13 protein-coding genes are annotated in these 15,128 nt (G+C 60.2%); 6 read left to right on the top strand and 7 right to left on the bottom strand.

The window, feature by feature from the left end:
* Positions 1 to 23 precede the first annotated feature (23 nt).
* A complete protein-coding gene (hflX, locus tag Q4I12_RS01540; protein ID WP_297159625.1) occupies positions 24 to 1,658 on the top strand; it encodes a GTPase HflX in 1,635 nt (544 codons plus the stop codon).
* Between the two features lie 46 nt (positions 1,659 to 1,704).
* On the opposite strand, the gene Q4I12_RS01545 is transcribed toward hflX, so the two are convergent.
* Together Q4I12_RS01545 and tnpA (Q4I12_RS01550) are read right to left on the bottom strand one after the other, a co-directional pair.
* Positions 1,705 to 3,630: a sigma 54-interacting transcriptional regulator gene (locus Q4I12_RS01545; RefSeq protein ID WP_302260223.1), complete on the bottom strand. Its 1,926-nt coding sequence runs from the start codon at positions 3,628 to 3,630 to the stop codon at positions 1,705 to 1,707.
* A gap of 96 nt (positions 3,631 to 3,726) precedes the next feature.
* Positions 3,727 to 4,155, bottom strand: a complete 429-nt coding sequence (gene tnpA / locus Q4I12_RS01550) for an IS200/IS605 family transposase (RefSeq protein WP_302260190.1) — start codon at positions 4,153 to 4,155, stop codon at positions 3,727 to 3,729.
* 214 nt (positions 4,156 to 4,369) lie between these two features.
* Here tnpA (Q4I12_RS01550) and Q4I12_RS01555 point away from each other — a divergent pair, with 214 nt between their 5' ends.
* Positions 4,370 to 6,001: a rhodanese-like domain-containing protein gene (locus Q4I12_RS01555; RefSeq protein ID WP_302260225.1), complete on the top strand. Its 1,632-nt coding sequence runs from the start codon at positions 4,370 to 4,372 to the stop codon at positions 5,999 to 6,001.
* Between the two features lie 64 nt (positions 6,002 to 6,065).
* Here Q4I12_RS01555 and Q4I12_RS01560 read toward each other — a convergent pair.
* A protein-coding gene (locus Q4I12_RS01560; protein ID WP_412388922.1) for an IS5 family transposase occupies positions 6,066 to 6,856 on the bottom strand; the annotation gives its coding sequence in 2 pieces (ribosomal slippage) (positions 6,066 to 6,514 and positions 6,514 to 6,856; 792 coding nt in all).
* Positions 6,857 to 6,901: 45 nt separating this feature from the next.
* Between Q4I12_RS01560 and Q4I12_RS01565 the strand changes: the two genes are divergently transcribed.
* The 3 genes from Q4I12_RS01565 to Q4I12_RS01575 are packed head-to-tail and all read left to right on the top strand — an operon-like array spanning position 6,902 to position 9,896.
* Complete coding sequence (locus tag Q4I12_RS01565; RefSeq protein ID WP_302260226.1) at positions 6,902 to 8,431, top strand: tripartite tricarboxylate transporter permease; 1,530 nt, start codon at positions 6,902 to 6,904, stop codon at positions 8,429 to 8,431.
* Complete coding sequence (locus Q4I12_RS01570; protein ID WP_297137708.1) at positions 8,424 to 8,879, top strand: tripartite tricarboxylate transporter TctB family protein; 456 nt, start codon at positions 8,424 to 8,426, stop codon at positions 8,877 to 8,879. The genes Q4I12_RS01565 and Q4I12_RS01570 overlap by 8 nt, the downstream gene beginning before the upstream one ends.
* A 45-nt stretch (positions 8,880 to 8,924) precedes the next feature.
* Positions 8,925 to 9,896, top strand: coding sequence for a tripartite tricarboxylate transporter substrate binding protein (locus tag Q4I12_RS01575; RefSeq protein WP_297137707.1), 972 nt, complete (start codon positions 8,925 to 8,927; stop codon positions 9,894 to 9,896).
* 221 nt (positions 9,897 to 10,117) lie between these two features.
* Here the strand turns inward: Q4I12_RS01575 and tnpA (Q4I12_RS01580) are convergent, their stop codons facing one another.
* The 4 genes from tnpA (Q4I12_RS01580) to Q4I12_RS01595 all read right to left on the bottom strand — a co-directional run bounded on the left by tnpA (Q4I12_RS01580) (position 10,118) and on the right by Q4I12_RS01595 (position 13,792).
* Positions 10,118 to 10,573 (bottom strand): IS200/IS605 family transposase, encoded by a 456-nt coding sequence (tnpA, locus tag Q4I12_RS01580; RefSeq protein ID WP_072333439.1) that lies wholly within the window; start codon positions 10,571 to 10,573, stop codon positions 10,118 to 10,120.
* 234 nt (positions 10,574 to 10,807) lie between these two features.
* Positions 10,808 to 12,307, bottom strand: coding sequence for an outer membrane homotrimeric porin (locus Q4I12_RS01585; protein WP_204675099.1), 1,500 nt, complete (start codon positions 12,305 to 12,307; stop codon positions 10,808 to 10,810).
* A gap of 95 nt (positions 12,308 to 12,402) precedes the next feature.
* Entirely contained in the window at positions 12,403 to 13,515 is a 1,113-nt protein-coding gene (locus Q4I12_RS01590) for a LacI family DNA-binding transcriptional regulator (RefSeq protein ID WP_168936283.1), read from the bottom strand.
* Between the two features lie 118 nt (positions 13,516 to 13,633).
* On the bottom strand, positions 13,634 to 13,792 hold the full coding sequence (locus tag Q4I12_RS01595; protein ID WP_168936284.1) for a hypothetical protein: 159 nt from the start codon (positions 13,790 to 13,792) through the stop codon (positions 13,634 to 13,636).
* On the opposite strand from Q4I12_RS01595, the gene Q4I12_RS01600 reads away from it, so the two are divergent.
* Positions 13,791 to 15,116 (top strand): MFS transporter, encoded by a 1,326-nt coding sequence (locus tag Q4I12_RS01600; RefSeq protein WP_302260227.1) that lies wholly within the window; start codon positions 13,791 to 13,793, stop codon positions 15,114 to 15,116. The genes Q4I12_RS01595 and Q4I12_RS01600 overlap by 2 nt on opposite strands.
* The last annotated feature ends 12 nt before the right edge of the window (positions 15,117 to 15,128 follow it).

The raw sequence follows: 15,128 nt of genomic DNA on the forward strand, positions 1-15,128 counted from the left end.
TGCAGGGGCTCAAGCCCAGCCAGTTGAAGGCCCTCAACCGGCTGACCACGCGACGTTTCCCGGCCACTGATGTCTATACCATCGACCAGGCCCGGGAACTGTCGCTGTTGTCGCGCGCCCTGGGGCGTCAACTGGGCATGCTCATCGACCGTAAAGGCCGCGTGGACATGGTACTGGTGGGCGAGGCAGGCGGGATCCTGATCCCGGAACTGCCCCGCGCCCGCTCCGGTGCCGACCGTCTGCGCGGCCTTCGTCTGCTCCACACCCACCTCACGCCCGACGGACTCAGCCAGGAAGACCTCATGGACCTGCTCTTCCTGCGTCTGGACGCCATCATCGTGCTGACCGTCAATCCTGACGGCGACCCCGTGCAATGGCAGGAGGCCCATCTGCTGCCCACGCCCGTGGCCGGGCAGCCCTACCGTGTGGAGCAGCTCCGCCCCTGGGACCAGACCAGCGCCCATTTCGCCGCCACCGCCGAAGCTCTGGAAGAAGAACTGGCCCGCAGGAGCGACGACACGCGCGAGGCCTCGGACGCGCCCCGCGCCCTGCTGGTCTCCGTGGCGGCCCAGCCCCGCATCATCCAGGAGCGCAACCTCGACGAGCTGGCCGAGCTGGCCCGCACCGCCGGTCTGGCCGTGGCCGGGCGCATGGTGCAGCGCGTGGCCCAGGTCAATCCCAAATTCATCCTGGGCAAGGGCAAGATGGCCGAGCTGGAAGTGCTGGCCCTGGAGGGCCGCGCCGGGACCCTGGTCTTCGACGGTGAGCTTTCCCCGGCCCAGCTCCACAACCTGGCCGACATCACCGAGCGCAAGGTGCTGGACCGTACCCAGCTCATCCTGGACATCTTTGCCCAGCATGCCGTGACCCGCGCGGGCAAGCTCCAGGTGGAACTGGCCCAGCTGCGCTATACCCAGCCCCGCCTTACGGGCAAGAACCGCGCCATGGACCGCCTTATGGGCGGCATCGGCGGACGCGGCCCCGGCGAGACCAAGCTGGAGACCGACCGCCGCCGCAGCCGCGAGCGTATGGCCCGCCTGCGCAAGGAACTGGACCAGCTGCGCCGCCAGCGGGCCTTCACCCGCTCCCGTCGCGCCCGTCGCGGCATCCCCATGGCCGCGCTGGTGGGCTACACCAACGCGGGCAAGTCCACCCTGCTCAACAACCTGACCCGCTCCGAGGTGCTGGCCGAGAACAAGCTCTTCGCCACCCTCGACCCCACCACCCGCCGACTGCGCTTCCCGGCCGAACGCGAGATCATCCTGGCCGACACCGTGGGCTTCATCCGCAACCTGCCCAAGGAGCTCATGGATGCCTTCCGCGCCACGCTGGAAGAGCTGGAGTCCGCCGACCTGCTGGTGCATGTGGCCGACGCCTCGCATCCCGACCTGCTGCAGCAGATCACCTCTGTGGAGACCATCCTCGAGGAGCTGGAGCTGCAGCATATGCCGCGCATCCTGCTGCTCAACAAGTGGGACCTGCTGGACGTGCCCGCCCGTGCCGAACTGGCCGATGCCTTCCCGCACGCCATCCCAGTCTCCGCCCGTACCGGCGACGGCCTCAAGCGCCTGCTGGAAGTGCTGGAGAACATGCTGCTCAGCACCCAGCAGAGCCAGCTGCTCATCCCCTTTGAAGAGGATGGGGCCGTGATCCAGTGAGCGGCAGGGCCCTGCCTCCACCTGTCCCATGCTCCCGGCAGCTGCCTCAATCTTTTTTGAGCAGGCGGCACAACGAAGAATAGGCGATCCCCAGCTGCTGGGCGGCCAGTCTTTTGTCTCCTCCGAATTTTGCCATCGTGCGCTGCAGCAGGGCCTCGCGGGCAGTATCAAGATACTCCTTGAGCGTTGGCTGCTGTTCTTCTTCCATCTCCTGAAGAGGGGGAAGAAGGCCGTCAGGGCCGGGAGCAGACGTCGGCGCCGCGGGCAAGGAGAGATCTTCCACGCTATCCGCACTGTGTTCTTTCATGATGGCGGCCAGCAGAGCCGGATCAGGCGCCCTGTCCCCCAGGAGCAGCAGATAATTCTCCATGACCGCCAGCAATTCCCGCACGTTCCCCGGCCAGGAATGCCCCTGCAGACATTCGAGGATGGGCGGCGTCAGGTCTTTTTTGCTGCAATGGTACTTTTTCAGGACGGCATCGAGCAGCAGCGGGATGTCTTCCAGACGATGACGCAGGGGCGGTACCGTCAGCTTGAACGTCGACAGGCGATAATACAGATCCATGCGGAAGCGCCCTTTCTGTACCAAGTGGAGAAGGGGCTTGTTCGATGCGCAGATGACCCGCACATCGACAGGATACATGCGATTGCCGCCGATGCGCAGGATCTCTCCTGTTTCGAGCACCCGCAGCAGACGCAGCTGGGTCTCCTCACTGATGTCACCGATCTCGTCCAGGAACAACGTCCCCTTGTGGGCCACCTCGAAAAGGCCGGCCTTGCCGCCGCGTTTGGCCCCCGTAAAGGCCCCCTCCTCATAGCCGAACAGCTCACTTTCTATGAGCTGGCACGGCACCGCCGAGATGTTCACGGCCACGAACGGCCTGTTCTTGCGCCTGCTGCCGGCATGCAGGGCATGGGCGGCCAGCTCTTTTCCGGAGCCCGTCTCCCCCTGGATGAAGATGTTCACGTCTGACGGTGCGTACTGACGCAATTTTTCCTTCATCTGCCGAATGGGCAGGCTCTGTCCTTTTATGTCGTCGATCGTCGTGCGCGCCGACAGGCCGCGTGAATAAAGCTCTTTGTTGATCTTGTTGCTGATGCTCTGCAGGGACGGGGTATCGCGGAACAGGCTCACGGCACACGGCGTATCGGAATAAAGGATGAGGGGATATGTCGTGGCGATGAATGCCTCGCCCTGCAGGTCGACGATCTTGTTCTCTTTCGGCGTCAGATCGTTCAGGGTGTCTATAAGGCCGAGCGGCTTGAAAAATTTGCTGAAAAAGGATTCGTCGGCCTGCGTGGGCACATTGAGGAACTGATAGGCCGCCTTGTTGGCGATGATGACATGCTGCTCCGAATCTATGCAGAGCACCCCCTCCTGCAGGTGTTCAAGGATCATCATCATGTTCCCGTTCCTGCGCTTTGCCTCACGCTGGGACTGCGCCAGGTGGCGTCCCCGCTTGAAGGCCAGCTGGATGCTGCGGTGTGAGGGCTTGATGATGAAGCCCCGCCCGCCGTACTCCTCCATGCAGGCCTTGCTGACGCCGCCGCCGATGAGCACCTTGAAGCCCTGCAGCACGCATTGCTGGATGGCCTGCCGCATCATGGCAGGGGAATCATAGATGGCGCACTGGACCTTGATGTTGAGGATCCTTTCCATCTCCACGGCGATGCTGTCGTGGAATTCATCCTGATACGAGGCAAGGATGATCCTGTCAGAATATTTTTCTGCGACCCGGAGGGCGCGCAGCACATCCATGTCGGAGCGCTCTATCTTCACGACGGAATGCGGCACGGAACGAAAGATCGTGTCCCCGGTCCCCCCGTGGCAAAGGATGACTTCATAGCCGTTCTCCAGGCATTCCCTCGCTTTCTGCGGGCCGGTCTCGAAATTGATCAGATCATAATGGATCTCGTCAGGGCAGCCCACCATGGCCTTTTTACATTCCTCAATGATTTCATAGGAATGCATTGAACACTCCACCGGCTAAAGCCGGTGGATTCACCGTGGCGACTAAAGTCGCGTTCCGGCTAAAGCCGGTATGGCCCCTGCTGAAGCAGGCTGAAGTCATTCCCCCTCAATTCGGAAGGTTTCATCTGCATCTTCCTGTTGCGTGATGTATTGCTTAATGACCTCATCGGTCACATTGCCACTGCTGCAACAGAAATAGCCACGCGCCCACATATGACGTCCCCAGTACTGGCGGCGCAACAATGGAAATTCATTTATCATGGCATGCGCGGTTCGGCCTTTCAGTTGTTGCATCAACTTGCTCACAGCAAGGCTTGGTGAAATCGAAACGAAAAGATGGATATGGTCGGGTGCTATATGTCCTTTGAGAATTTCCACCTGATGCTTTTCACAGATGCCGCGTATCAGCGACCTGGCTCTCTGGGCGATGTCGCCTGACAAAATCTTTTTCCTGTACTTGGTTATCCAGACCAGGTGCAGGTGAATTGAAAAAACACTGTGGGAGCCTTTACGATAATTGCTCATGCCCACAGACTACAAAAGAAACGCTAAAGCCGCCACCTAAAGGTGGGGGTTTTACCCCTCCCTGAGTGGGACAATAAATTCATATAATTACTTAAAAGAACCCCCTCAACTCATCTTGGCACGCTTCCTGCTGTTTTGCATTCCAGCAAAGAACGGGCAAATCGCAGACGTTTTGTCCGACGCACATCAGGATTTTTCTCAAAAGGAGCCATGCATGAGCACTGTCACTGCCGGCATATCTGTCCACGACCTGCACAAGCGGTTGCACGAAAAAAACGAATTTGCCCTGCTGGACGTACGGGAGCAGGAAGAATTCTCCAGATCACATATCCTGCTGGCCTGCTGTGCCCCCCTCAGCCGTCTCGAGCTCAGCGTCGAAGCGCTCGTCCCCTGCAAAAAGACCGCCGTTTTTGTGATGGATGACGGCCGCTCGCAAGACCTTGACAGGAGCGCCCGTGCCGCCGCGGCCCTGACCGGGATGGGCTATCAGGATGTCAGTATCGTCACAGGCGGTCTGGAGGCCTGGGAAGCGGCCGGTTTCGTCACCGTCAACGGGGTCGGCGCCCTGAGCAAGGGCTTTGGCGAATACGTCGAAGAAGTCCAGCATACGCCCCGCCTCACTCCCGAAGAGATCAAGGCCCTGCTGGATGATCCTGACGAGCGCACCATCGTCATCGATGTCAGGCCGGTGAACGAATACCGCAACATGAACATCCCGGGGAGCACCAACCTTCCCGGATGCGAAGTCACCTACCGGCTGGCCGAAGTGGTCAAGGATCCCGACACGACCATCATCATCAATTGCGCCGGACGGACACGGAGCATCATCGGCACCCAGACGCTGATCAATGCCGGTGTCCCCAACCGGGTCGTGGCCCTCAAGGGCGGCACCATGAACTGGCAGCTGTCCGGCTTCGATCTGGAATACGGTTCCCCCCGGCCCGTCCCCCCCAGCACAGAAGAAGGAAGACGCGTGGCCGCACAGCGTATCCGCCAGGTGGCCGAGACCTACCATGTCCGTTTCGTGGAGCCCCGGACGGTCGCCGAATGGCAGGCCGATGCCGCAAACAGGACCCTGTATCTTTTCGACGTGCGCCAGCCTCAGGAATATGCGGCCGGGCACATCCCCGGTGCCGTCTCGGCCCAGGGCGGGCAGCTCGTCCAGGCAACGGACGAATATGCGGCGGTCCGCAACGGCCGGTATGTGCTGATGGACGATGACGAACTCAGAGCCATCATGACGGCCCACTGGCTGCAGCAGATGGGGCTGCCGGAAGTGTTCGTCCTCAGGGGCGGCATCGCCGCTGCTGCCGGCATCCTGGGCGGTCTGGCCGCGACGGAGGCAGACCACCGGGAAGAAGGTGTCGTTCCCGGCGGTATCGAGGCGGCAGAGGCTGCCCGCATGCTGGAGGACGAGCCCGGTATCCTGTGCCTCAACGTCGGCGCCAGCAACCGCCACCGCGAGCAGCATGTGCCGGCGGCCAAATGGGTGGTGCGTTCCTTCCTGCCGAGGGTCAGGGCCCAGTATCCGGACGCGGGACATATCCTGCTGACGGCTGATCAGGAAAAGCTGGCCGCCCTGGCGGCACAGGATGCGCAGAAGCTTTGGCCGGAAGCCCGTATAGACTTCATCCGCGGCGGCACGCCGGCCTGGATGCGGGCCGGTCTCCCCTTTGCCACCGGCATGCCCTGTGCCCTGTGCCCCGAAGACGACATCTGGTACCGCCCCTATACGGACATCCATGCCTCCAAAGCCTCCATGCAAGGCTATTTTGATTGGGAATTCGGTCTGGTTGAAAAGATCAACGCTGACGGATGCGTCGCCTTTGACGTCAAACAGCGCTGACTGCCGACCGAAAGCTGATTGAGGAGTGTGATTATGGAACAACTGCTTAGAACTCATTTCATAATTAATGGGCAATTTTTATAACTCTTCTCAACAAAATCATAGAAAAAGCAAGGTGGACAAGAGCCGTAAAACGTTCAACGCACCTTTCCCAACGAGTTATTGCCTTTTTAAATTTGTTAAGCCACGCAAAAAGGCGTTCAATTTTCCATCTTCTTTTGTAACGGCGCAAGAGCCGTCCGTCTTGCGTCGCCGGCTTTTTACGATTCTTGCGGTGCGGCGCGATGAGTTCAATTCCCTGAGAAGCAAGGGCTTCATCAAGCGGATCGCTGTCATAGGCACGATCCCCAATAATTCTTCGGGGTCGTCCCAACGTGACAATTTCATTGATTGTAGCCTGGACAAGTCTGACTTCATGAGGGTTAGCAGAATCCGTGTACACGGCGATAGGTAAACCAGAAGCGTCAGCAATAACCATGAGCTTCGTACCTTTGCCCCGCTTGGTCTTTCCCACTTTTGGGCCCCTTTTTTTGCGACAACGAATGTGCCGTCAATGAAGCATTCTTCCAGATTTATCAGGCCATTATCTTCAAGATGCCGGGCCAGAGACTCCAGAATTTTTCGAAGCCTTCCATCTTTTACCCATTTGCTGAATCTCCGATAGCAAGTTGCGGAAGATGGAAACCTGTCCGGTAAGTCCGCCCATGCCGCGCCTGTACGCAAGACCCAGAGGACGCCATTTAAAACTTCTCTGTCAGAATGAATTTGTGGACGTCCTGCGCCTGTGCGCTCTTTCTGAAAAAGAGGTTCCAGGACAGACCATTGATCATCAGTTAGCATTTCGGCTTTGCTCATTTTTTGAGACTAACCGAAACCTTAAATTTTCTCCAGAATTATGAAATGACTTCTACCTATTTGCCCGATGTCCTCACATGGTCCAATCTGCTGGTCCTTGTCTGCGGCTCCATCGGCGGGCTTTTCTTCGGGGCCATGCCGGGGCTGAGCCCGACCATGGCTGTGGCCCTGCTGGTGCCCTTCACCTTTTACATGCCTCCTGTTCCCTCACTGCTGCTCCTGGGCGCCGTGTATACTTCCGCCGTGGCAGGCGGGTCCATCTCGGCCATCCTGCTGAGCATTCCGGGGGCCCCGGCCTCCATCGCCACACTGCTTGACGGCTATCCCATGGCCAAGCAGGGACGTGCGCAGGAAACCCTCTACACCACCTTTTTCTCGTCCCTTATCGGCGGGGTCGTGGGGGCGCTCGCCCTGATCTTCCTTACGCCTCCCATGTCCGAATTCGCCATGAAGTTCGGTCCGTCCGAGCTGTTCTGGACGACGGTCTTCGGCATCACCGTCATCGCCGGCCTTTCTTCCGGCGCCATGCTCAAGGGCCTTTTCGGCGGCGCACTGGGCCTGCTGCTGGCCTGCATCGGCGAAAGCAACGTGACCGGGGAAGGACGGTTCATCTTCCACGAATCCCTGACGTCCGGCATCGCCATCGTCCCGGCCCTCATCGGCCTTTTTGCCGTGCCCCAGGTGGTCGAGATGATGGAAGACTCCCATGTCATTTTCGAAAGGGTGAAAGTCCAGATCAAGGAAGGTCTGCTGGGCAAGGTCATCAAGAAGCATGTCCATTATCTGCGCACCCTGACCATCGGCAGCATCCTGGGCACCATCATCGGCGTCATCCCCGGAGCCGGAGCTCAGGTGGCGGGCCTGATGGCCTATGACCAGGTGAAGAAGATGGACAAGAACCCCGAACGCTTCGGTACCGGGGATCCTGAAGGGGTCTGCGCCAGCGAATGCGCCAACAACGCCACGGTCGCTCCCGCCTGCATCCCCCTGCTGACCCTTTCCATCCCCGGCAGTCCCACGGCAGCCGTCCTGCTGGGCGGCCTGTTGATCCAGGGCCTGCTCCCCGGACCGGAACTGTTCACGAAAAATGCCGACATCACCTATCCCTTCATCATCGGCATGTTCCTGGCCCAGTTCTTCATGTTCGGCTTCGGCATCCTGGCTTCGCGCTATACCCATGTCGTCAGCAACGTCCCCAACTACATGATGTTCGGTACGGTGATGATCCTGTGCGTCTTCGGCTCTTACTGTGTGCAGAACAGCTTTGACGACGTGCTCATCATGTTCAGCCTGGGTGCGCTCATGCTGCTTTTCAAGAAGCTGGGCATCCCCAGCGCGCCCATCGTCCTGGGCATCATCCTGGGCCCCCTGGCCGAAGAGAACTTCCTGCGGGGCAGGCTGATCGCCAACACCGACGTAGGCCTCTGGCAGTACTTTTTCAGCGGGACGCTGAATCAGGTCCTTATCGGCTTGTGCGTCCTGTCTCTGGCATATGCCATCTTCAGCGAGATCCGCTTTGCCCGCAGGGCCAAGGCCAGGCTCGCCAGCCAGCAAAAGGAGGCCGCCAATGCCTAGGGAATTCGCTGCCGCTGTGGTCATGACCCTCATCATCGCCTTTTTTGCCTTCCAGCTCGACGGCCCCCAGGACGAACAGTCCCTGCTGGTGCCCCGGTTCCTCCTGTACCTGATGGCAGCATGCAATCTCGGCCAGTATGTGCAGGCCTTCCTGCACCACAGGCAGAAGATCGACGCCATCATGACGCTGAAGGGCTATCCCCTCAAAAGGGTCGGGATCCTCTGCCTGCTGACCGTCCTGTATATCGGCGTCCTCGAGATCGCCGGGTTCTATCTGTCCTCGTTCGTCTATATGATCGTCGTTTCGCTCATCGCCCAACCCATGCAGGTCACGCCGGCGGGCGTCGGCAAGCGGATACTCGTCTCCTTCGCCTGCATCGGTTTCCTCTACCTTCTGTTCACCGTCGCCCTGACGGTCCAGATCCCCAAGGGATTCATGCCGTTTTAACGGCTAAGGCATACAGAGCTTCAATCTGCAACAAAGGAGTATGGTATGAACCGCTTTTTCCTCCGCATCCTCAGTGTGCTGGCGCTGCTGCTGCCCCTGACTGCAAACGCGGCCCCTGTCGATGAGTATCCCAACGGCCCCATCACGGCCGTCTGTACGTATTCCGTCGGCTCACAGACGGATGTGCAGGCCCGTATCTGCGCCATGCCTGCCGAAAAATACTTCGGCCAGCCCATCGTCATCCTCAACAAGGCCGGTGCCGGCGGCCTGACGGGCTGGAACTGGTTCATGGACCGCGGCAGCCGTGACGGCCTGACCATGACCGTCTACAACCTGCCCAACTTCATCGCTCAGTCCATCGTCAAGAAGAATGCCAAGTACAGCATCCGCACCCTTGAGCCGCTGGCCAACTTTGCCGCTGACCCTGTCGTCCTGTTCGTGTCCAAGGATTCTCCCTTCAACAGCGTTTCCGACCTGGTGGAATTTGCCAAAAAGAATCCCGGCAAGGTGACCCTGAACGGTTCGGGCCTGTTCGTCGGCCACCATATCGCCCTGCTGCTCCTGGCCAAGGAAGCCAACGTCAAGCTGACCTACGTGCCTGAAAAGGGCGGCTCCGACTCTCTGCAGTCCGTCATGGCGGGCAAGGTCATGGGCAGCTTCAACAACCTGTCCATCGCCATGCGCGCCCTGGACAAGATCAAGGTCCTGGGCATCGCCGACCTGCAGCGTCATGAATTCATCCCCGATGTGCCCACCTTCATCGAACAGGGCTACAAGACCCTGGATGACGCGACCACCAACTTCCGCGGTTACGCCCTGCCCGTGGGCGTGGACAAGGCCATCGTGGAAAAGGCCGCCCAGCAGGCCTACAAGATGTTCAATGATCCGCTCGTCATCGAGAACCTGAAGAAGACCGGCGTGCCGTACCGCATCCTGGACCGCCAGGCCATGCTCGACATCTTTGCGAAGCGCGAAGCGATCCTGAAGGATCTGCTCAAGCCTTTCGTTGAAGATTAAAACGGGTCGCCCCGGGGAAAAGCCCGGAGCACGGCTGCCGGGGAAAGAGCACTTTCCCGCAGGGCGGGCCCGGTCCTCCCCATGCCGGTCCTGCCCGCAGCCCTAATCAGAACCACCCGCAAAGCGGGTGGTTTGCTCTGGCCCTGTAAGGGCCTGTTACCGGCTGCGCCTAAAGACGCTGGCTTTCACGCTGTTCAAGCCCAGTGCCCTTGCCGCCTTGGCTACCCCTTAAAGGGGTCTTGATATTCGCGTGATGTCAGCTTGTCTCTCATAATGTCGTGACGTTCCTGATCCTGGATATATTTTTTGATCGTTGCCTCATTAAGCCCCACCGTACTGACATAATATCCTTCGGCCCAAAATTTTCTGTTGCCAAACTTATATTTAAGGTTTGCGTGCTTATCGAATATCATCAACGAACTTTTCCCTTTCAGGTAGCCCATGAAATTTGCCACACTGATTTTAGGAGGAATGGACACCAGCATGTGGACATGATCCGGCATCAGATGCCCTTCCAGAATCTCAACCCCTTTATATTTGCAGAGGCATTGCAGAATTTCTTTTATACTTTCACGGAGCTGTGCGAAGATTATTTTTCTTCTATATTTTGGAGTAAAGACGATATGATACTTGCACAACCATTTCGTATGCGCTAGGCTATGAGCCTTGGTTCCCATAACAAAAACACCTTTCCGTTAATGTTGCGATGGGCTTGAACAACTTCATCGTAGCGGAAAGGTGTTTTTGTGTGTATAACGTATTGTCTCCACCCGCATAGCGGGTGGTTTTTTGTTTCGCGCCTGTCAGGCGCTCAACAGGCTAAAGCCCATAATAAAAGCGGCGGACAGGAATTTTCCCGTCCGCCGCTTTTGCGTTTTGCGTTGTACTCCCGTCAGGCTGCGGGCAGCCTGCTAGAAGCTGTACATGTAGGAAAGGCTGAAGTTCCAGGCGTCGCGCACTTCGTCGTTGCGGCCGTTCATGCGGCTGTTGCCCCACACGCTGCTGTCATGATCCAGCCACAGGGCCACATAGGCCACATCCAGGGCCACGGTGAAATTCTCGGTCACCTTCGTGGTGCTGGTCAGGCCCCATTCCAGGGCATAGTCCTGGCGGGTCAGGTAGAGGCCGTCCATGCCCACCGTCCCGGACAGGGCGCCGGAATTGGCCGCCAGCCCCTGCGAGGACAGCCACTTGGCCATGCCGGGGTCGTTGGTACCGCCGATGAGGTTGACGCGGAAGGTCTGGTACAGGTCTTCGATGACGTTGACGTCGCGCAGCTGCAGGCCCACGCCCCAGGTGCCCGTCATGCCGTTGCCCACCGCGCCTTCGCGGGAGATGTACTCGTTGCCGTTGAAGGCATAGTGCGACCAGGCGTTGTGCACGTTGGCCACGCTGAGATAGGGCATGCGCTCGGAACCGTTGCCGCGGTCGTCGTCATCGCCGGAAGCGTACCAGCCGTAGATGCCGGGCTTGGTCCAGCCCAGATCGTATTCCACCAGCAGCGAGGCCAGCCAGCCGGCGCGGTTGGCGGAAGTGTCGTCATAGCTCACGGAACCGTAGTTCAGGTCCCAGGCGATGCGCCAGGGATCCAGCAGGGTCAGCTCACCGGTCAGGCCCGCCCAGAAGGCATTGCCGTACAGGTCCATGCGGCTGTTGTGGGACGCGCCACCGGCAGGCAGCATGCCCGCCAGATACTGGATGCCCGAAACGCCCACGCTCTTCCAGTCGTTGGCGTGGTCGGCATCAAGGCTGTTGGGACCGATGCCCGCGTACATGGCCCAGGGCGTCAGGCGGAAACCGTCGAAGGTCAGGGGCAGCAGCAGGGCCGCCACATCCACATTGTCCATGTAGTTCTTGCGGAGGCCGTCGTCGCCGTAGCCCTGGAAATTGTCGTTGTACAGGCGCGCCCACAAAGCGGTGAGGGCCACGTTCTCGTTGATCTGCCAGCTGGCCGTGATGCCGGCGGCGTCATCGCCCCACACCTGGCTGCCGGTGGTCATGCTGGGCAGGAAAAAGCCCTGCAGGCCCATGCGGACCTTGATGTCGGTATCCGGCACCATCCAGTCCAGCCAGGCGTTCTTGACTTCCACCACCGTGCCGTCGGCGCCCAGGGCACCGCCGGTGGCGCTCTGGCCCCAGATCTGGTCGCCCATTTCAAAGATGACGGAACCGGAAAGGTTTTCCGAGGCCACGGCATCCAGTTGCAGGCGCAGGCGCTGACGGGCCTCGAAGTTGTCCTCGTTGCCCTTCTTGTAACCGGTCATGCCGTTGCCGCCGGTGAAGGCGCCATGCTCGCCGTAATCAAAGGCCATGATCCACTGGCCGCGGATCTTGAAGTCGATGGCCTGGGCCATGCCTGCGGCGGAAAAGAGCAGGCCGGCGGCCAGGAGGAGCGTTGCGATCTTTTTCATGGCGTATCCTTCATGAGGCGAATTTCTGTCCCGAAAGACAGGAGGCAGCATAGCCGTCGGCGTTCCGGCTGGCAAGATGGCGCGTCAAATTTTTTTTACCGCCCCTCGTCTTCGTCCTGCGGCCTGCCCAGCGGCCCGCCCGCCTGCCGCTGTACGGGCGCGGGCCCGGTGCTGCTGCGCACGACCAGCTCCGGCATCACCTCCACGCGGGTGATGCTGCACCCGGGGCCGCTGGTGATGCGGTTGTGGAGCATCTCCAGCGCGCTGCGGCCCTTTTCCGCGATGTGGTGCTCCACCGTGGTCAGGCCCACCCGCGAGAAGTGCGAAGGATAGATATTGTCGAAGCCGCACAGGCTGTAATCTTCCGGCACCCGTGCGCCGCTCTCCAGGATGGCGTCCAGCACGCCGTAGGCCACCATGTCGTTGACGGCCACGAAGGCCGTGATGTCCCGCTCGGCCATGCAGCGCCGGGCCAGAGTGTAGCCGGTGCGGTGCTCGATGTTCAGGTCGCCGCGCTCCTGTTCGGGCGTGATGGTACAGGTGCGGACAAGGAAGCGGCCTTCGGGACAGGCCTCGCGGAACACGTCGCGCAGGCCTTCCAGACGCCGCAGCCGTGCCGAATTGTCCTTGTTCAGGGGCGTGGCGATGCAGGCGACGGAACGGTGCCCCAGCCCGATGAGGTAGCGGGCCACCAGCACGCCCGCGTTATAGTTGTTGAGTTCCACCGTATCCAGATTGAGGCTGGCGTCCCTGTCGCCGATGACCACCACGGGCGTCTCCCGGTTGGCCAGTTCGGCCTGTGCCGGGCACAGCGGCATGGCACAGAAGACGATGCCCCCGATGGAAGCGGCCGACAGGGTACGCAGCAGGCGGGCCTCCACAGCGGCATCACGGTAGGTGGGGAAGACCATGGTGTCGTAGTCGTGCCGGGCGGCGGCATCCTGCACGGACTGCACCAGGGTCGCATAGTAGGGGTTGACCACATTGGGGCAGAGGATGGCCACGCTCTTCTCGGCCATGAGGTGCGAGGGCCGGTGCCGCCGGATGCCCCGGTAGCCGAGGGCCTCGGCCGCCTCGCGCACCTTGAGGACCGTCTCGCGCGAGAAGGAGACGTCCGGCCGCTCCGAAAGGATCATGGACGCGGTGGCTGTGGAGACGCCGCTGCGGGCGGCGATGTCTGCCAGAGTGACGCGCTGGCTGCGTTGCATGGGCACCTCCCTGCGCAATAGATAAAAACCGTTGCTGTTAAATTTAATTTTTAATTAAAAATTAATCAAGACTGCCTGCCAAAACGGTCGATTTTAGCCTTTTTCATGTAAAATAATGTTACATTTCCATGAAAATATTCTGTCCAGGCCTTGCCCCTCTTGTCTTATTTTTCCTGCTATGGCAGCCTTCTCCCAGCGTCTTTTGCCGGGCGGCCCCGGAGCGGCCCCGATGATTAAAAATTAAATAAACTTCAACCAAATTTTCAGGAGCAGGCATGAATCCTCCCTCCCAGAAACAGATCCGTACCGTGGCCCTGGCCAGCCTGCTGGGCGCCACCATCGAATGGTACGATTTCTTCCTTTACGGCGTCGTGGCGGGCATCGTTTTCAACAAGCTCTACTTCCCCACCGACGACCCCTTCATCGGGACCCTGCTGGCCTACAGCACCTTTGCCATCGGTTACCTGGCCCGCCCGTTCGGCGCTTTCGTCTTCGGCCACTTCGGTGACAAGATCGGCCGCAAGAGCATGCTGGTGCTGACCATGCTCATCATGGGCGTGGCCACCATCGGCATCGGTCTGGTGCCCCCCTATGCCCAGATCGGCATCGCCGCTCCCATCATCCTCCAGACTTTCCGCCTCATGCAGGGCCTGGGCCTGGGCGGCGAATGGGGCGGCTCCGTGCTCATGACCTACGAATACGCCAGCAAGCGTGAGCGCGCCTTCTATGCCAGTATCCCCCAGATGGGCCTGGCCACGGGCCTGTGCCTGTCCTCCGGCGTGGTGGCCCTGCTCTCCGCCAGCCTGACCGACCAGCAGTTTCTGGAATGGGGCTGGCGCATCGCCTTCCTCATCAGCGTGGTGCTGGTGGGTGTGGCCCTGTACATCCGCCTGCACATCCTTGAGACCCCCGACTTCCAGAAGGCCAAGGATTCCGGCAAGACCGCCGACAAGACCCTGCCCATCGTCAAGGTCTGCCGCAACCATCCCGGCAACATCGCCCTGGGCGTGGGCGCCCGCTGGATCGACGGCGTGTTCTTCAACGTGCTGGCCGTGTTCGTCATCAGCTACCTGGTGCAGTACATCAGCATCGAGCGCACCCAGGCCCTGACCATCGTCATGATCGCGGCCCTGCTCATGTGCCCCTTCATCCTCATCGCCGGCCGCCTGGCCGACCGCTACGGCCGCGGCATGGTCTACGGTGTGTCCAGCCTGCTCTGCGGTCTGTCCATCTTCCCGTCGTTCTGGCTCATGGAAGGCAGCGGCGGCAGCCTCTTCCTCATCGCCCTGGCCATCATCATCCCCATCAGCGTGTTCTACGCCGGTGTCTTCGGCCCCGAAGCCGCCCTGTTCTCCGACCTGTTCCCGCCGGACGTGCGCTACACCGGCATCTCCATCGTCTACCAGTTCCCCGGCTTCCTGGTGGCCGGCATCGTGCCCGGCCTGTGTACCTTCCTCATCAACTGGAACGAAGGCGATCCCCTGTATGTCTGCCTCTTCACCCTGCTCGCGGCCGTGACCAGCGCCCTCTCGGCCTTTGCCATCCAGCGCAAGAGCATCGCCGCCCAGCGCAAGCACGGTGACGACGCCGAGCATATCTAGGCGTATACGGGT

This window comes from Desulfovibrio piger, from assembly GCF_951793255.1.
Lineage (GTDB): Bacteria > Desulfobacterota > Desulfovibrionia > Desulfovibrionales > Desulfovibrionaceae > Desulfovibrio.